This is a genomic window from Streptomyces sp. MMG1533 (assembly GCF_001279775.1).
GTDB lineage: Bacteria > Actinomycetota > Actinomycetes > Streptomycetales > Streptomycetaceae > Streptomyces.
The window spans coordinates 1-17,269 of sequence record NZ_LGDG01000027.1 but is presented as its reverse complement, the minus strand read 5'-3'; the positions used below and the strand labels follow the sequence as shown (position 1 = coordinate 17,269).

Annotated in this window: 13 protein-coding genes; 3 read left to right on the top strand and 10 right to left on the bottom strand. The window is 71.4% G+C overall.

Annotated elements, in window-relative coordinates; genetic code table 11:
• Nucleotides 1-69 precede the first annotated feature (69 nt).
• The 8 genes from ADK57_RS05745 to eccB form a co-directional block, all read right to left on the bottom strand.
• Entirely contained in the window at nucleotides 70-762 is a 693-nt protein-coding gene (locus tag ADK57_RS05745; RefSeq protein WP_053748240.1) for a contact-dependent growth inhibition system immunity protein, read from the bottom strand.
• Between the two features lie 22 nt (nucleotides 763-784).
• Nucleotides 785-1,084, bottom strand: a complete 300-nt coding sequence (locus ADK57_RS05740; RefSeq protein WP_053748239.1) for an RNase A-like domain-containing protein — start codon at nucleotides 1,082-1,084, stop codon at nucleotides 785-787.
• Entirely contained in the window at nucleotides 1,081-1,785 is a 705-nt protein-coding gene (locus ADK57_RS05735) for a hypothetical protein (protein ID WP_053748238.1), read from the bottom strand. Before ADK57_RS05735 ends, ADK57_RS05740 begins: the two co-directional genes overlap by 4 nt.
• 16 nt (nucleotides 1,786-1,801) lie before the next feature.
• Nucleotides 1,802-3,685 (bottom strand): RNase A-like domain-containing protein, encoded by a 1,884-nt coding sequence (locus tag ADK57_RS50915; protein ID WP_234389984.1) that lies wholly within the window; start codon nucleotides 3,683-3,685, stop codon nucleotides 1,802-1,804.
• The gene (locus ADK57_RS05725) at nucleotides 3,685-3,999 is read right to left on the bottom strand and encodes a WXG100 family type VII secretion target (RefSeq protein WP_053748237.1); all 315 of its coding nucleotides are present in this window, start codon (nucleotides 3,997-3,999) and stop codon (nucleotides 3,685-3,687) included. Before ADK57_RS05725 ends, ADK57_RS50915 begins: the two co-directional genes overlap by 1 nt.
• A gap of 58 nt (nucleotides 4,000-4,057) precedes the next feature.
• Nucleotides 4,058-4,471, bottom strand: coding sequence for a WXG100 family type VII secretion target (locus tag ADK57_RS05720; protein ID WP_053748236.1), 414 nt, complete (start codon nucleotides 4,469-4,471; stop codon nucleotides 4,058-4,060).
• Nucleotides 4,472-4,593: 122 nt separating this feature from the next.
• Nucleotides 4,594-5,850, bottom strand: coding sequence for a type VII secretion-associated serine protease mycosin (mycP, locus tag ADK57_RS05715; RefSeq protein WP_053748235.1), 1,257 nt, complete (start codon nucleotides 5,848-5,850; stop codon nucleotides 4,594-4,596).
• A gap of 11 nt (nucleotides 5,851-5,861) precedes the next feature.
• Nucleotides 5,862-7,388 (bottom strand): type VII secretion protein EccB, encoded by a 1,527-nt coding sequence (gene eccB, locus ADK57_RS05710; RefSeq protein ID WP_053748234.1) that lies wholly within the window; start codon nucleotides 7,386-7,388, stop codon nucleotides 5,862-5,864.
• A 199-nt stretch (nucleotides 7,389-7,587) separates the two neighbouring features.
• Here eccB and eccE point away from each other — a divergent pair, with 199 nt between their 5' ends.
• The 3 genes from eccE to ADK57_RS05695 all read left to right on the top strand — a co-directional run bounded on the left by eccE (nucleotide 7,588) and on the right by ADK57_RS05695 (nucleotide 13,056).
• On the top strand, nucleotides 7,588-8,925 hold the full coding sequence (gene eccE, locus ADK57_RS05705) for a type VII secretion protein EccE (protein ID WP_078972971.1): 1,338 nt from the start codon (nucleotides 7,588-7,590) through the stop codon (nucleotides 8,923-8,925).
• Nucleotides 8,926-8,930: 5 nt separating this feature from the next.
• The gene (locus ADK57_RS05700) at nucleotides 8,931-9,707 is read left to right on the top strand and encodes a hypothetical protein (RefSeq protein ID WP_053748241.1); all 777 of its coding nucleotides are present in this window, start codon (nucleotides 8,931-8,933) and stop codon (nucleotides 9,705-9,707) included.
• 343 nt (nucleotides 9,708-10,050) lie between these two features.
• Nucleotides 10,051-13,056, top strand: a complete 3,006-nt coding sequence (locus ADK57_RS05695; RefSeq protein ID WP_063785929.1) for an SCO5717 family growth-regulating ATPase — start codon at nucleotides 10,051-10,053, stop codon at nucleotides 13,054-13,056.
• A 64-nt stretch (nucleotides 13,057-13,120) separates the two neighbouring features.
• On the opposite strand, the gene ADK57_RS05690 is transcribed toward ADK57_RS05695, so the two are convergent.
• Nucleotides 13,121-14,077: a bifunctional riboflavin kinase/FAD synthetase gene (locus ADK57_RS05690; RefSeq protein WP_053748231.1), complete on the bottom strand. Its 957-nt coding sequence runs from the start codon at nucleotides 14,075-14,077 to the stop codon at nucleotides 13,121-13,123.
• A gap of 129 nt (nucleotides 14,078-14,206) precedes the next feature.
• Nucleotides 14,207-17,269, bottom strand: a 3,063-nt coding sequence (locus tag ADK57_RS05685) for a hypothetical protein (RefSeq protein ID WP_053748230.1), incomplete at its 5' end; no start/stop codon positions are given.

Here is a 17,269-nt window from a genome sequence, read left to right as displayed (position 1 = left end):
CCCGTCGCCCCCGTCGCCCCCGTCGGACCGCCGGCGTGCCTCAGAGGACTCGTCGCCGGGCTCAGTCCCTCACGCGTCCCCCGTCTCCCGGGGCCCGTACTCCGCCCGCGGCGCACTGAGTCGATCCGCGACCAGCGCCAGCCAGCCACCCGGCGAGTACGGGGCCGGCGGGTCGACCTCCATGCCCAACTCGGCGACGGCCAGGGCGTAGTCGGACTCGTCGAGGTCCAGCGCGAGCAACTCGTGCAGCTCGCCGATGAGGCGGGCCACCACGTGCGGGTCGGTGGAGGTCCGGTAGTCGCCGACGGCAGCGTCGTGGTCGTCGAACTCGTCCGGCATGTCCTGGGAGAACCAACCGCCGAGGAACTGACCCAGCTCCGGGAAGCGGGCGTGCCACTCCCAGTGGGTGGCAGGGACGGCCGTAGCCGGAACCTCGCCCTGCTCGACGCTGTGCTTGATGTGGTCCGCGAGGCAGTACAGCCACTGCTGGATCTCGCCCTCGGGCAGGCCGACGTCCGGGATCGGGTAGAACTCGCCCAGGCGAAGCCGGAGTCGGCCGGGCGGCTTGTCGGCGTACTCACGCAGTTGCCGCTCGGCGACGGCCAGGGCCCACGGGCGGGTGTGCCAGGTGTGGCGCAGGTATGCGGTCAGGGCCGCGCTTGGCTTGTCCGCGGTGTCGTCGGCCGGCTGACCGGCGTAGGCACGCATCACCTGGTCCAGCTCGCCGTAGCGGCGGTCGTGTTCGAGGGGGCTCAGGGGCACGGTGATCAGCCTCTACGGATCTTTACAGGTAGACGGGGAAGGTGGCGTGGACGACGAAGCCGTGCGGGCGGGACGGGTCCCGCTTCAGGATCACGCGGGCGGCACGGACGTCGACCGGACCCCGGCCGGCCAGCATCATCGCCTGCAGCAGCACCCGGCCGACCGGCTCGGGGCGGGAGGGCCAGGATGCCTCGATGGCCAGGCGGGAGCGGGTGGACCGGGCGAGCCAGCGGTGGATGGCCTGTTCGTTGGCGGTGACGACCTGCTGGGTGGTCCAGTGGGCGGTTTCGCGGTCGGGGTACGTGGCGGAACGGTTGTTCATGGGCAGTCCGGGCTGTGTGCGTGTCGCATGTGGTCGTTGATGATGTCCAGCAATCGGCCCAGTGCGTCCGCGGTGGCCCACGGCATGATGCGTCCAAGGCTCGCACCCGCCTCGGGCGACTGCAGTTTTCTCACCAACGCGGTCTGCGCTTCAGCAGAGATCGGCCCGAGGTACTCGGCACAGTAGGGGTGCTCTGAATCGATTGCAGCGGTCACGCACTCATCCAGAGTTTCGTACTCGGCATCGTCCAGCCAGTTTCCACTGAACCCCTGGAGCCTGCGGAATTCGACCTCTGATTCCCATTCAGAGAAGGGAAGTTCACCGATGTCCGTCGTGGCCCTTCCCTCCACCGCCCGGACAGTCCCGGCCAGCATGTTCAGGTAACCCACTTGATCGGAGCCGCCGGACGCACGGTCAACCTTCTCCCTGAAGGTGGGGGCGATGAGCCTGTCGAGCCCGGCGCCCCAGAGTTCCGCGGCGAGATCCAGAAGGGCAGAAACGGTCGTGACAGGGCACAACCACTGGGCCTCGTTAGACCATCGAATCAGCCGGATAAACCGCGCCAGTTCGCCCTCGAGTTCACGTTCGCCCGCTGACTCCTGACATTTGAGCACAATATCGAGCACCCTGTCAGCGGGCCCACGATCGAAGGCGGACCAGGTGAATGACTGCAAAACGGATCCCTTCTGACCGAGACGCACGCGGCCACCTTTCGGGTCAAGCGGTCGGCATTGACGTGATCACAATGAACGGCGGATCGATACCCTTGCAGTAGCGTAGTACGACCTTGACCCCGTGCGCATCAGTGACCTGGGCGTTCGCGCCGTCGTTGAGATAGTCGTCGCGGCTCACGGTGGACCCCGTCACATCGCCAAAGGTCAACGTGATGGGCGGGTCTATCTTCGAGCTGTTGGGATTCCAGGAGGGATTGTTCCTCTCCCTGTCCTCGACTCTCTTGATCCACTCCTCGATCCGCGCCGCATTGTCCACGTCGTCGAGAGCAGCTTGCGTGTAATGCTGAGCGGAGGACATTTCCGCAAAGGTGGACGCAGCTTTCGGCAATTGATCCCTCATCCGATTTCTCAGCTGGTCGTCCGTCAGTCCGACATGCCTATCGACACTGTGACTACTCGACAGTCCGTTGTCCAGCCATTCAGCGTTGGCCAGGTCGATGGGGTAGAAGTGATTGCTCCCATCACCGTCGATCGTGTACTTGTGCTCCAGCTTGAATTCATTGAGCGACCTCGTACCGAATGACTCGGCAATTGCCTCTTCCGCAGCATATGAGGGAACGGCCTGCTCGGCCTCCGTCAACGCCGCCTTCAGCTTGGTCACGTCGTCTGCGAGTGCACCTATCTGACGGTTGTAGGTGTCGACGGCGTGGTTCAGGCGGCCGGTGTCGATGTTGGCGAGGAACTCCGCGGCAATCGCCGGGAGTTCGGCGATCTTCTTGAAGGCGTCCAGGACGCCGTCCACGTCAAAGGTCTTATAGGCCGCATCCTTGTACACATCCATGATCGTGGACCGGACCTTGGTCACTTCCGCGCTGACCCCGTCACACGCCGTCGCGATGTCGCGTGCAGTGTCCTGAAGGACGCCCAGTGCGGGCTGCTCCCCGTCCTCGTGCTTCCACTGGTAGCCGTGGTGCTCTTTGCCCCACGCCGTAGTTCCCCAGATCTTCGAGCAGAACTGCTTCATGGCCTTCTGCCACTCGTCATTCCCCGGCGCCGGATTCGTGAGGTAGGCGATGGCATCGTCGAAGGCTTCCGCCGACTTCTTGGCGTCCTTGCCGGCCTGCCTCCAGGTCTCGGCGATCTTGGGCAGCTCGATGTCATCGCCGCCCGGCGTGATGTCGGCGACCTTCCCGTGGCGCAGGGCATGCTGGAGGATCGGGCGAAGGATCTCGTCGCCCACCACGCTCAGGGCGCCTGCGACCTCGTCGATGATCGCGTTGCCCCAGCCGTCCTCGGCAGGCGCGTTGCCCCAGCCGAGTTCGGCCACGGGGCCGCCCGCGCCGGCGTTCTTGATGACGGCCGGGGGGCTCTTCTTCACCACCGCTGGTGTCAGGGGGCTGGTCGCGAGTTCCGCCTCGGCGTAGTTGTTCGCCGTGACCGTCAGGCCGACGGCCGCTCCGCCGACACCCTCCGTCGCTCTGTCCCACACCTCGAGGAACAGCGCGGCGATCTCGGCGTACGACTTCGCGAAGGCCTCCGGGCCGGTGCCACAACCGACCGCGTGCGCATGGCCGTCCAGCGTGTCGACGAGGCTCTTAGCCCGGTCTGCGAAGTCGTGCTGGGCGTTGCGCAGCATGTATGAGGCGTAGTAGACGTGCTGCGGCTGGATGTCGAACCCGACGGCGTTGCCCGGCGGGGCGGAGGGCTTCATCGCCGCCAGTTCGTCGGCGCGCTGTTGGCGTGCCGAGGTCGTGTCCTGCTGCGAGATGTCCTTGCCGGTGGGGTCGGTCAGGCCGCCCGGTGAGGGTTGGGGAGTCGGCGCCGTTCCCCCCGACGGCTGTCCCGTAGAGGGCGCGGGGGTCGTGGACGGCGCCGGGGCAGGCACCGACGACGGCGAGGACGACGGCGCCGGGGCGGGCGTGGCCATCAGGCGGCCCCCCAGCCCCGCAGCACCGCCTGATGTGCCGCCGCGTAGTTGGTGTGGCCGGTGGTGACGTACTCGTGCAGCCACTTCTGGGCCGCCTGCAGATCCTGCGCCGAGCGGTCCCACTCGTCGAGCTTGTCGACGAAGACGTCGCGTGTCTCGCCCTCCCAGGACAGCACGACGGGTACGACACGGTCGTAGAGGCCGTCCAGCTTGCCGTTGAGCTTCCTGAGGATGTCCTCAAGCTCCGCGGCGAGGTCGTGGAGCGTGCCGAAGGTGACGGCTATGTGGTCGTCGGAAGCGGGCCCGGTCGACATGATCCCCCATTGGATGTCGGTAACTACGCCTGTGGATATGAGCGGTTGGCGGTGCGGGTCAGAACCCGTCGAGGCTGCTGCGCGGCGCCGGTGGTTCCGTGTTCGGCGTCGACAGCTTGTCGACCTCGCTGTCCACGTCCACCTGGATCGACCGCATCTGGGCGAGCACTTCGAGGTCGTCCTGGCTGAAACCGTCCCGGCTCAGGCGGACGGCCTGCTCCAACAGCTGCATCACCTCACGGATGCGTACGGCGTCCTCGGCCGCCGCCTGGTGGAACTTCCGGTACGCCGTCGCCGCCGGGCCCCGCCAGCCCGCCTCGATGCGGTCGACGACCGCGTCCATGCGTTTGACCTGCTTGTCCAGGTGGTCCTGCATGTCGTCCAGGTCACCGGCGAGCTTGGTCAGATCGTGGGAGGAGACCCGGAGGTTCTTGCCACCGCCCTGCGCCGAGCCGGCTCCGTTCACACCCATACCCGTACCTTTGCCCCCGTCGCTTCGGCATCACGAGCCTCTTGCTGTTCCGACAATCGTACGATCACCCGGAACCGGCGCGCCTCAACTGCGGTCCTCGGACGCGGAGATGCCCCTGTCGCCTACTCCGCCCCCACGACCCGTCGCGCACGCCTGCGCGCATCCCGGATCGCCACCGCCGCACCGCCGAGGCCGGCGACGAGTACCGCCGCTCCCACGGAGACGTACGTGGCGAGGCGGGCATTGCGTTCGGCAGCCGTTTCGCCGATCTGGAACTTGGCCGGCGTGGGCGCTTCCGGCTTGCTGAGGCCCGCTTGAGGGTTGGGGGACTCCAGCGGTTCGTCGTCCTCCGTAAGGGCACGTATGGGGTCCACCACGCCCCAGCCGACGTAGATGTCGTGACCCGCGGTCGTGCGTTCCGCGGTCTGTTCGATCTGGGCGACGATCTCCTGGGCCGTCCACGTCGGGTGCTTCGCCTTGATCAGCGCCGCGACACCGGCGACGTACGGCGCGGAGAAACTCGTACCGTTGTCGGAGCAGTGTCCGCCCTTGGGGACGGTGGAGATCATGTCCACGCCGGGGGCGGCCACGCCGACGAACTCGCCTGCCTGGGAGAAGGATGCGCGCTCATTGTTGCGGTCCGAGGCGGCGACCGCGAGGACGCCCTTGTAGGACGCCGGGTACGTCTTCTTGACGTTGCCGCCGAGGCCGTCGTTGCCCGCCGAGGCCACCACGACGATCTTCTGGGCCAAGGCCTCGTCGATCGCCAGCTCCAGGTCGGAGGAGGGCTTCAACGCGTTGGAGGTGTCCTGGGAGATGTTGATGACGCCGGCCCCGGCCGTGATGGCGTAGCGGATCGCGTTGGCCAGGGTGTCGGCCGTGCCGTGGCCCTCCGCGTCGTTCTGCTGGATCGGGATGATCGTCGCCTCGGGGGCCAGGCCCACGAATCCGGTGCCCTTGACGGGGCGGGCCGCGATGATGCCGGCGACCTTGGTGCCGTGACCGACGGTGTCCGTGGTGCCGTTCTCCTTGCCCCGCTCGATCGCGTTGCCGTCGTCGTCCTTGAGGTTCTTCGGCAGGAGGTTGCGGCCGCTCTTCACATCGACGGCGCCGGTGAGCTGGGGATTCGTCACGTCCACGCCGGTGTCGATCACCGCCACGCGCACGTTCTTGCCCTTGGACTGGCTCCACAGCTCGTCCAGGAGGACGCGTTGCAGGGACCAGGGACGGCCCGGGTACTTGCCGTTGGGGAACGAGCACTGGTCCGAGTACGGGAGCTCGGCCGCCGCCGCGGGAGGCGCGAGGACGACGGGGGCGGTCGTGAGCAGGGCCGCGGCCGCGGCGGTCGTCAGGCGGCGGAAGGAGGGCACGCGTCGCATGTCCGCACCCCTCAGGAGCCCTGCGGCTGGCGTGCCGCAGTCGTCGACAGCCGTGGGCCCGTGGGCAGGAACTCCGACCAGGCGGCGGGGATGGGTGCGGGGTCCACGTCCTTGTAGCCCAGCCGGGTCTGGGCCTGCTGGGCCTCCTGCTGGGCCTGCTCGCGCTCCTTGGCCGTCGTGCCGATGCCGGCGTCGCCCGTGCCGCTGTCGGCGTTGGACTGGAGCACGTAGCGCAGGCCCGTGTCGGTGACGAGGAAGACCGGACCGGCCTTGGTCTCCTTGCCCTGGAACTGGCGGTAGAGCTGGCCGGAGCCGGGCGTGACGTAGGCGCTGGAGGAACCGGTGGGAAGCTTGGCCGGGAAGTCGGTGCCCGCCCAGGTGCTCAGGGTCGTGGCGCCCGAGGCGCCGTTCACGTCTCGCAGCACGTTGCAGACGGTGCTGCGACTGCCGGTCGCGCCGGAGGCCTCGTTGACGGGCTGGGGGTCCTCGGTGGGCCAGACGTGCTCGGTGCCGAACGCCTTGCCCGGAACGATCGCGCCGGGGCTCATCTCCTTGGCCTGGCCGGCCTGGCCGAGGCCGGCCAGATCCTCGCTGAACAGCAGGAGTTGGGCGACGAAGGCAGAGATGGGGGCGACCCTGCCGGGAAGCACCACGTAGTACTGGTCGCTGTTGAGGTCGGACCCCTTGAGCACCATGCCGACCCTGTTGGTCGCCTCGTCCAGCTGACCTGGGGCGCCGGCCGCGGTGCCCGGCTGGTCGGGGATCTCCGGGAAGGAGATCGGATCCCCCGGGTGCAGGGTCTCCAGCCACTCCTTGGACACCTTCTGCGGCTCCCGGCCGGAGCCGACGACGGCACGCAGCAGCAGCTCGTCGCTCTTGTCGATGGCGTACGACCGTCCGCTCGCGTCCACCACGTAGCGGTTCCCGTCCGGGTCTGCGACGTAGAGGAGTTGACCGCCCGTCAGCTTCTCGCCCTTGCCCTCGGTCGCCTTCATGTCGCGGGAGGCGAGAACCAGGGCCGCCTTCTGGATGGACTCGCCGCCCGCGCTGGGGCGTTCGCAGACCACCCAGCGCTTCTCGCTGCCCGCCTCGGACGCGGAGGGCAGGCGGTCGGGCGCGTACGGGATGCCGATGGTGACGCCGTGCGGGATCTTGCCGTTGTCGAGGACGGACTCGGCGACGGTCACGACCTCGCCGTTGCCCTCGTTGAGGAGCAGCTTGGCGGACGCCATGTTGAGGACCGGGTGCAGTTGGACCTGATTGCCGGTCTTCAGGACCACGTACCGCGTCGTCGAGTCGCTGGCGATGATCACCTTGGCGTTGGGGGTGTTCCAGCCCTTGGGTGCGGTGGGCTTGAACATGCCCCACGCCCCGAAGACGGCGATGACGATCACGCCCACGATGATGCCGGGGAGTATCGAGCGCAGGGGGCGGGGCGCCCCCTCCTCCGAGCCGTCGGGCGACGACTGAAGGAACGCCGCAAGCATGCGCCGCTTCGCGAAGGTGTAGGCATTGAGCTGGTCGCGCCTGGATGCCATCTGTGCCTGTCTCTCCCCGTGTTCACATGGGCCGCGCTCGGGGGGATGACGTGGTCCCCCGCCTCCGATGTCAGACCGGGCCCCTACTATGCCTGGTATCCAAGGGGACTTGTGGAGCGGGTAGGGTGCTCGGGCCTTCAAAGGCCTTGTGCGGTGCTGAAATACCAGTGAGTTGTAAGCAAAACGGGGGGATGGAGTGATGGCTTCCGGAACACGCGCCCGGTCCCGGGACCGATCGCGGTCACGGGGCTCCTCGGCGCCCCGGCAGACAGCGGCAGGGTCCCGGCGGACACCGGCGCAGCGGCCGGCCTCGCCGGGCGCGCTTCACCTCAGGGTGCGTTCGGGGCAGGGCGGGGCATTCCGGTTGCAACGCGTCGTCCTGCTGGAGATCGCGCTCGCCGTCCTGCTCGTCGGGTGGGTGATCGGTCCCGTCGCCCTGGTGGCTGCGGCTGTCGTCGCCGTCTGCCTGGTGCTGCTCTCCTTCTTGCGTCGCCGCGGCCGTTCCCTGCCCGAATGGTTCGCCACCGCACGGGCGTTGCGGGCGCGGCAGCGCCGGGCGGCGAGCACGCCGATACCGGCGGGCACGGAGCCGGGGCTCGCTCCGGCCGTGGAGTGCGACCCGACCCTGCGGACGTATTCGTACGCCGGCCGTGACCGCCGGTCCGTCGGAGTCATCGGGGACGGCACGTTCGTCACCGCCGTCCTCCAGGTGGAGGCCGACGCCACCGCCCTGCGGGCCGAGCGGAACCGGCAGCCGCTGCCGATCTCGCTGGTGTACGACGCCCTGGACGTGGACGGCATCAGGCTGGAGTCGGCGCAGGTCGTGCTGCACACCCAGCCCGCGCCCGCGCTCCATCTGCCCCAGCAGTCGGTGGCCGTCGCCAACTACGCGCCCCTGCAGGAGCAGACGGGTGCGCCGGCCGTGCGGATCACGTGGATCGCGTTGAAGCTCGACCCGGAGCTGTGCCCGGAGGCGGTGGAGGCGCGCGGCGGTGGTCTCGTCGGGGCGCAGAAGTGTGTCGTGCGCGCCGCCGACCACCTCGCGAGCCGGCTGACCGGGGCAGGGTTCCGTGCCACCCTCCTCGACGAGGAGGAGCTGACCTCCGCCATCGCCACCTCCGCCTGTGCCAACCCACTGGTGACGGCGGAGGCCGGGCGGACGGACACGCGGGAGCGGCGGACCGAGGAGTCCGGCCGGAGCTGGCGCTGCGACAACCGCAGACACACCACGTACTGGATCCGCCGGTGGCCGTCGCTCGGCGGTGAGCGAGCGCCCTCGCTGCCGCAGTTGGTCGCCCTGGTCACGGCCGTCCCCGCGCTCGCCACAACCTTCAGCCTCACACTCACCCGTGGGGAGCGACAGGAGGTCTCCGTCTGCGGCCACCTGCGGGTGACCGGGCGCAGCGACGACGAACTCGTCGCGGCCAGAAGGGCGTTGCAGAGCGCGGCCCGCCACACCGGCACCGGCCTCGCCCGCCTCGACCGGGAACAGGTGCCCGGCATGCTCGCCACAATGCCCCTCGGAGGTGTCCGGTGACGGCGATGACCACGCGCGCGGGCCAGACGGCCCCCGGCCGCGGCGAACCCCAGCGCTCCGCCCCGCAGCGGGCGCGTGATCTGCTGCGCACCGGCCTCGGACTGATCGGCCCGCGGCACGCGCGGCATTCCTTGCCCGTGGAGCAGCTGGACGCGCTCACGCTGCCCATCGGCGACGACGGCGTGGTCATCGGCGTGGACGCGGACGGCCGGCCCGCGGTGCTCGGGCTCAACCGGCCGACGCCGTACGACGTCGTCCTCATCGGTGGTCTGTGGACCGCCCAGGTCATCGCGCTCAGAGCGGCGGCGACGGGGGCGCGTGTGGCCGTGGAGACGGGGCGGCCGCAGGCCTGGATGCAGATGGTGCACGCGATGGGCGGCGGGCAGAACGGCCTTGCCGTCTACGACGTCGGGCGGGTGCCGCCGCAGGGCACCTCGGCCGGTACGCCGGTGCTGGTGGTGCGGGACTGCGGTATGCGCCCGCCGCGCGGTCGGGTCGTTTCCGGGCCGTGGCAGGCCGTACTGACGCTGCTGCCGTATCTCAGCCCGGTGGCCCCGCGGCTGCTCAGACAGGCACGGCTCGTCGGGGTGCAGCGCATCTCGCCGGACGAGGCCACGGAACTGGGCCGTACGATGGCGTTGCCCCGGGCGGAGATGGACGCGCTGCCCGGCCTCTCGGACGGGCTCACGCTCTGGTGCACCGACGGCGACCGGCAGTACGTGTTGACGCAGCCCACCGACGCCGAGATCGGATTGTTGGGTATGCCTCGAAGGATGGACTGAATCAGCCGCCGCCTGACGCGAATTGACCATTCGGGACGAATGTTCCGCTTTGTCGTACGCCATCACATCCGTTATCGGACGGTTTGTTCGCTGGAATTGGCGCTGGGTACGCCACTTCAGGGACGGTTGTGATGCCGGATGCGGGCCATGAGGGATGGATGGGCCTGCCGAGGTGGGTCGCGTGATGATTAGGCTGGTACCGGGCGCGACGCCAGAACCCCGTTGACCGGGCGTCGGCGCCCCAGGGGGAGCCGGTGCATCGGACGACCTCGAACGACTAAGGCCGACAAGTAATGGTCGCCCCGGCACGGCATGAGGGTGCTCGACCACACCAGGAGGAACTGTGAGCAGCGATCGGGACGGGATCCGCGGGGGCTGGGCCACACCCGACGATGACCAGCCCGACGCCGAGTCCGCCATCGAGATGACGGGCGAGTTCACCATCGACTACGCGCCGCCCGCCTGGTACACGCAGAACTCGGGCGACACGGGAGCGGGACAGGGCGCGGCAGGCGGGGCCTCCGGTGCCCCTGCGGCCGTTCCGCCGCCGACGGACAACGCGTTCCCGCCGGCGGCTCCGACGCCGTCTCCGGCCGCGCCGCCTTCGGGTGAGCCGACGCCCCCGCCCGGGCCTCCCTCGAGCAGCAGCTTCGAGCTGCAGCAGCCACAGGGGCAGGCGCAGGTCCCTGGCCATGGACAGGGACAGGGACAGTGGGCTCCGGCCGCGCCCGAGGCTCCCATTGCGCCGCCTGGTCCGCCGGTCTCCCCCGCGCCGCCGGTCTCCCCGGCTGCGACCCCGCCTGCGCCCTCCCCCTCCCCCTCCCCTTCCCCCTCGCCCTTCCCGGCTTTCGGCTCGGACGAGGCCGGCGGCGGCGATCTGGAGAGCGGCGCCACCATGCGGTTCTCCGCCGCTTCCCTGAAGCAGGAGATCGCGGAGCTGGCCGCCGCCGCGGCCGGCACGCAGGCCGAGGCCGGAGCCGCGCAGCAGCCTGCCGAGGAGAGCGAGGCCGAGGCCGAGGGCGACAGTTCCGCCGAGGAGACCTCGGCTGGCGCGTCGGTCGGCGCGTCGGTCGGCGCTTCGGTGCAGTCCGGCGACGGCGACGGTGATTCCGACGGTACGACCGCGGACTCGGCCGGTGCCGATGCAAGTGCCGGTACCAGTACCGGTACCGGTGCGGATGATGGCGTGGGCACCCCCGACGACTTCTCCGACGGCTTCTCCGGCGACTCCTCGCAGGACGGGGAAAGCGGCGAGAGCGCGGAGGCTCCGTCCGCCGTGTCCGACGACGCCGCCACGGCGGACAGCGACGCCGAGGGCACCTCGGCTCAGGGCGCCGAGCCCGCACCCGCCCCCGACGCACCGCGCCCCGATGCCGCTCCGCAGGGTGCACCGTCCGCCTGGACTCCCCCGCCGGCGCCGCAGAGCGGGGTGCCGCCGCTGCCGCCGTCGTACCAGCCTGCTGCTCCCACGGCTGCTCCGCAGTGGCCCGCGCAGCAGCAGCCGCACCCGGCGGCGCCCGCGCAGCCTGCGCAGCAGCAGCCCTTCCAGCCGCAGGCGCCGCAGCCCGCGCCGACCGCCTGGAACCCGCCCGCCGCGCCGACGCCGCCGAGCCCGGAAGCCCCGCCGGCCTCACCGCAGCCCGGCTACGGCTTCCCGCACCCCGGCGCTCCGGCCCAGCAGCCGCCTGCCGCGCAGGGTGGGTACGGCTTCCCGCAGCCACCGGCACCCAACGCCCAGGGCGGGTACGGCTTCCCGCAGCCCCCCGCGCCCAACGCCCAAGGCGGGTACGGCTTCCCCCAGCCCGGCAACCCCGCCCCTCAGGCACCGGCACCGAACGCCCAGCCCGGCGGATACGGCTTCCCGCAGCCCCCCGCGCAGCAGGGACACCCCGGACAGCCGGCGCCCCCCGCACAACCCCACCCGGGAGCCCCGCAGCAGCAGCCCGACGGCCAGTCCCCGCAGTCCCCGCAGTACCCCCAGCAGCCGCAGCACCCCCAGCCGCCCGTCGACCCCCGTACCGGTGCCGCCTGGCCCCAGGCCGTCCAGCACGACCAGCGGCAGCAAGCCAACCCCGGTGCCGCACCCCTCGGTTACACCGCGGCCGTGGAGCTGTCCTCCGACCGCCTTCTCAACAGCAAGAAGCAGAAGGCGAAGAGCAGTCGCCCGGCGGCCGGCGGCAAGTTCAAGATCGGTGGGAAGAAGGAAGAGGCGGAGCGGCAGCGGAAGCTGGAGCTCATCCGCACCCCCGTGCTGTCCTGCTACCGGATCGCCGTGATCAGCCTCAAGGGCGGCGTCGGCAAGACGACCACGACCACCGCGCTGGGCTCCACGCTCGCCACCGAGCGGCAGGACAAGATCCTCGCGATCGACGCCAACCCGGACGCCGGCACCCTCGGCCGCCGCGTGCGCCGCGAGACCGGGGCCACCATCCGTGACCTCGTCCAGGCGATCCCGTACCTCAACTCGTACATGGACATCCGGCGGTTCACCTCCCAGGCCCCGTCCGGCCTGGAGATCATCGCCAACGACGTCGACCCGGCCGTGTCGACCACCTTCAACGACGAGGACTACCGGCGCGCGATCGACGTGCTCGGCAACCAGTACCCGGTCATCCTCACCGACTCCGGTACCGGTCTGCTCTACAGCGCCATGCGCGGCGTGCTCGACCTCGCCGACCAGCTCATCATCATCTCGACGCCGTCCGTGGACGGTGCGAGCAGCGCCAGCACGACGCTGGACTGGCTGTCCGCGCACGGGTACGCCGACCTCGTCTCGCGGTCCATCACCGTCATCTCGGGTGTCCGCGAGACCGGCAAGATGATCAAGGTCGAGGACATCGTCGGCCACTTCGAGACGCGGTGCCGCGGGGTTGTCGTCGTCCCCTTCGACGAGCATCTCTCCGCCGGTGCCGAGGTGGACCTCGACATGATGCGGCCGAAGGTGCGCGAGGCGTACTTCAACCTCGCGGCGATGGTCGCCGAGGACTTCGTACGCCATCAGCAGATGCACGGCCTGTGGACGGCCAACGGCAACCCGCCCCCGGTGGCGGCCCCGCCGATGCCGGGACAGCAGGCACCGGCCCAGCCGTACCCCGGCCAGGTTCCGGGCCAGCCCGGCCCGTACCCGCAGCAGCCCCACCCCGGCCAGCAGTACCCCCAGGGCCAGCCCCCCTACGCCCAGCCGGGTCAGCCGGGACAACCGCCCGTCGCGCCCGGTCAGCCGGGCCAGCCGTACCCGCAGTCCGGGCAGCAGCCCTATCCGCAGCAGCAGGGCTACGGCTATCCCCAGCCGGGACAGCCGGGACAGCCGGGCGGGCAGGCCCCGCCCCCGCAGCCCCCGCAGCAGTAGGCACACACGAAAGGGCGGCCGGTGCCCGAGAGGCACCGGCCGCCCTTCGGCGTCGTGTCAGCTTTTACTCGGTGGCCTCCGCCGCCCCGATCAGCTCTCGGCACCGCTTCACGTCCTCCGCCATCTGCTCCAGCAGCGCGTCCAGCGTGTCGAACTTCGCCTGACCTCGGACGAACGCCAGGAAGTCGACGGCGACGTGCAGGCCGTAGAGATCGAGGCCGACGCGGTCGATGGCGTACGCCTCCACCGTGCGCTCGGTGCCGTCGAACTGCGGGTTGGTGCCGACGGAGATCGCAGCCGGCATGGCCTCGCCCTGGGTGTGCAGCCAGCCGGCGTAGACGCCGTCGGCGGGGATGGCCGTGTGCGGGAGGGTCTCGACATTGGCGGTCGGGAAGCCGAGCTCGCGGCCGCGCTGGGCACCGCGGACGACCACGCCCTCCACTCGGTGCGGGCGGCCCAGGATCTCGGCGGCGCCCTCGACGTCCCCCTCGCCGACCAGGCGCCGGGTCAGGGTCGAGGAGAACGGCTCGCCGCCGCCCGCCGTGCCGGACACGTACAGGTCGACGACCTCGACCTCGAAGTCGTACACCTTGCCCTGCTCGGCGAGGAAGTCCACGTTCCCGGCGGCCTTGTGGCCGAAGCGGAAGTTGGGGCCCTCGACGACCGCCCTGGCATGCAGCTTGTCGACCAGGACCTTGACGACGAAGTCGGCCGGGGACAGCTTCGAGAACTCCGTCGTGAAGGGAAGGATCAGGACCGCGTCCACGCCCAGCTCGGCCATCAGCTCGGCGCGGCGGTGGTGCGGGGCGAGCAGCGGCGGGTGGCTGCCGGGGCGGACGACCTCGCTGGGATGCGGGTCGAAGGTGACGACGACGGCGGGGACGCCCAGCTCACGCGCGCGTTCCACGGCGTGCCGGATGATCAGCTGGTGTCCGCGGTGGACCCCGTCATAGGAACCGATGGTGACGACGCTGCGCCCCCAGTCCTCGGGGATGTCCTCCAAGCCACGCCAGCGCTGCACTGTGACTGCTCCTCGTCGCCTCGTCGAACCCGTGTCCGTGGTTGTCTCTTACGCAGGTCTAAGGGTGCCATGCCGGGTGCTTCCGGTCCGCATCGGCATGGGCGCTGTGACCCGGGGCACGGACACGCGTCAGGCGGGCACCCGTACGCCCGCCAGGTTCTCGATCATCCTGCGGGCGCTCGGCCCCACCACGGCCGCCCATTCCTCCGGGGTGTCGGTCAGCCAGCCGGCCACCAGCGCGGCGAAACCGGGGACGTGCCGACCGAGGTCGACGAGGCCGCGGTCGAAGCTGGTCGCGCCCTCCGGGGTGCGGACCAGGAGGAGGCCCGTGCGGTGGACCAGGCCGCGGGCGACGAGGGGGTCGTCGCCGCCGCGCGAGGCTGCCGCGTGCAGTACGGCCATCAGGACGGACGGGTCGTGTTCGCGGGTCAGGAGGAGTTCGAGGAGTTCCTGGCGCAGGGAGAGGGAGGCGGATGTTCCGGGGGCGGCGAGTACGGCCGCGAGGGCCGCCCGCACCTGCTCGGGGCCGCCGTCCAGCAGGCCGCCGACCAGCGGCAGCAGGACCGCCCGGGCGGTGGGGCCGTGATCCAGCCGCCGGTCCACGTACGCCGCCACGTCCACGGCCGTCTCCGGGCGCCGCTCCACCACCTCCCGTACCAGGGCGGCGACCCTGCGGGCCAGAGCGGGCGTGGTGACGTCGGCGAGCGTGCGCAGCGCCGCCCCGGCGGCCGGGCGCCGAAGGCGGGCCCGGAAGGCGTCGAGAACCTGGTCCGGGTGGGTCGCCAGGGCGGGCACCAGGGCGCTCGGCGGCAGTTGCGGGTCCCCGGCCGCGAAGCGCCCGAGCGCCTGCGGGAGATGGCGGGCCCTGGTGTGCGGATCCCGGACGAGCAGGGCGAGCGCGCCGCCGTGCAGGGTGCCGTCGGCGGGGCGGGCGAGCAGGGCGAGGGCGGCATAGCGCAGCAGTTCGCGGTCGGCCTCGGTGCGCACGTGCGGAGCGGCGTGCAGTCCGTAGGCCACGGCCGCGACCCGTCGCGCGGGCCGCTCGTCGTGCGCCCACCGGTCCACGGCCCGGCACACGGCCGACGGCTCGTCCTCGGCGAGTACGCCGAGCAGCTCGTCGGCCCTGCCGTGCGCGCTGTCGACGAGCACCTCCGTCAGGTCGTCCAGGGCCCGGTTCCGGTGCGTGTACAACAGCGCCTGCGCAGCCTTTGCCACCGTCGCGTGCGGGGTGGCGGGCAACGGTCGCTCGTCGTCGAACCAGCGGGTGAGGTGCGGTTGTACGGCGATGGGGTCGGCGGTGAGCAGCCGGGCTGCGGCGTCCAGGAACCGCGGGCCGTCGGTCTCGTGCGGCGGGCCGTCGGCGAGGACGAGGCGGCGCAGCAGGTCGAAGCGAGTGTCCTGCGGGAGTGGCAGGGACGTCCAGAAGTCCGGCCCGAACTCGGCGGGCACGGGGCGCTCCTGCTGCCGCCAGGCCACCATTCGGTCGGTGAGCAGGCGGAGGAGGGGGAGGTACGGCGTCGAGTCGGGCACGCGCAGCAGGACCTCGGCGGGGAGGCGGGCTGCCCACCACGAGTGCGGGTCGGCGTCGAGGGCGTGTACCAACTCCTCCAGGCGGGCGGCGAGTTGACGGGTGCCGTGCTGGCGGGCGAGGAGCAGCAGGGCCTGGACGACGGGGCCGATGCGGTGGTGCGGCACGGGGACGGGGCGCCCGCCGTGCGGGTCCGTGCGGCGGTGGACCAGGGCGCTCAGCGCCTCGTCCAGGTCGAGGTGCATGCCCTGGATCCAGTCGGCGAGCTCCTCGTGGGCGAAGCGGTAGCCGGTGCCGGCGGGGACGAGGAGTCCCTCGGTGAGTACGGCGGACGCCCAGCCGGTGCCGCCGCCGAGCCGTGCGGGCGCCTGCCCCCACGGGAACACCGCCTCGAACGACTTCCGGTCCAGCTCGCCCTGTCCGGGGCCGAGGCTGCGGCGGGCGGCCTCGTGGACCTGGCCCGAGACCTTGGCGGCGAGGCGGCGTACGGCGGTGCCGCGGAGGCCGTTCTCCGCGGCGAGGCGGACGGCGATGCGCAGGCACATCAGGTCGAGGTGGGCCGAGAAGACGTCGTGGCGGTCGAGGCGGGTGTCGGGCGCGTCGGGGTGGGCGGCGCGGATCTCCGAGAGGAGACGGAGGGTGAGGGGGTGGCGGGTGTCGGGGCCGTCGAGGACGCCCTCGGGGATGCGGTACCGCGCGCGGGCTTGGCGGGCCTCGTCCTCGTGCAGGTCGCCCAGGTGGACGCACGGGGGGAGCCGCAGGGGCCCGCGGCGGAGCCTCTGACGGATGCAGCCGCCCGAGCCGCCCCTCCCCTTCCCGTCCCCGGGGGCTGCGCCCCCGGACCCCCCTTCGGCCCGGACGGCCTCGTCCTCAAGCGCCGGACGGGCTGAAGGATGCGGACCGGCACCGCGAGGCGAGGTGGCTCGATGCAACATCTCCGCCGGGAACCGTGCTCCCGCCCTCTCCCAGTACTCCTCCCGACATGCCACCACCAGCCGCGCCCCCGTCTCCCGCAGCCACTTCGCCGTCCCGTCGTTCCACTCGGCGAGGCGATGGGCCAGGACGGGCGGCATCTCCTCGGGGCCGTCGAGGAGGAGCAGGAGGGGGCGGCCGGCGGTGTGGGCGAGGTGGGCGAGGCGTTCGGGGGTGGTGTCGCCGAGGTCGGCCGGGAGGGTGTGCGGGCGCTCCTGTCCACGGCCCCGCATGGCTGTGCCCTCTTCTCCGGTGCCGTCTTCGGTCTCCTCGGCGCGGCCGTCCGCGCCATCTTCGGTCGCCCCGGCACGGCCGTCCGCGCCATCTTCGGTCGCCCCGGCACGGCCGTCCGACGCCGCGACGATCCGCGCCGCCCGAACCAGCGCCCGGCGGGCCGCATCCGCCACCGAGCCGTCGTCGTCCCTCAGATCGGCGCCGCGCAGCCACAATGTGGGCGCCGGTTCCGCGCCGCGGTTGCGGCGGGCGGCAAGGGCCGCGAGTTCGGTCGTACGGCCGCTGCCGGGCGCCCCGACCAGCCCGAGGACGGCGGCCGGCCCCTCGACGAAGCGGGCGAACTCAGCCGCCGTGGCCGCCCGTTCAACCGGCTCCACCACCCCCGGCCCACCCGCACCCGGCTCCCCCGCACCGGCCCTACCGGAGCTCTCACCCGAACCGCCTGCATCCACCCCCTC

What these genes read in the sequence shown, in the direction of transcription:
- ADK57_RS05700 (WP_053748241.1), top strand. Translation starts at nt 8,931, where the DNA reads ATGACCACGCGCGCGGGCCAGACGGCCCCCGGCCGCGGCGAACCCCAG.
- ADK57_RS05740 (WP_053748239.1), bottom strand. Translation starts at nt 1,084, where the DNA reads ATGAACAACCGTTCCGCCACGTACCCCGACCGCGAAACCGCCCACTGG.
- mycP (WP_053748235.1), bottom strand. Translation starts at nt 5,850, where the DNA reads ATGCGACGCGTGCCCTCCTTCCGCCGCCTGACGACCGCCGCGGCCGCG.
- ADK57_RS05720 (WP_053748236.1), bottom strand. Translation starts at nt 4,471, where the DNA reads ATGGGTGTGAACGGAGCCGGCTCGGCGCAGGGCGGTGGCAAGAACCTC.
- eccB (WP_053748234.1), bottom strand. Translation starts at nt 7,388, where the DNA reads ATGGCATCCAGGCGCGACCAGCTCAATGCCTACACCTTCGCGAAGCGG.
- ADK57_RS50915 (WP_234389984.1), bottom strand. Translation starts at nt 3,685, where the DNA reads ATGGCCACGCCCGCCCCGGCGCCGTCGTCCTCGCCGTCGTCGGTGCCT.
- eccE (WP_078972971.1), top strand. Translation starts at nt 7,588, where the DNA reads ATGGCTTCCGGAACACGCGCCCGGTCCCGGGACCGATCGCGGTCACGG.
- ADK57_RS05725 (WP_053748237.1), bottom strand. Translation starts at nt 3,999, where the DNA reads ATGTCGACCGGGCCCGCTTCCGACGACCACATAGCCGTCACCTTCGGC.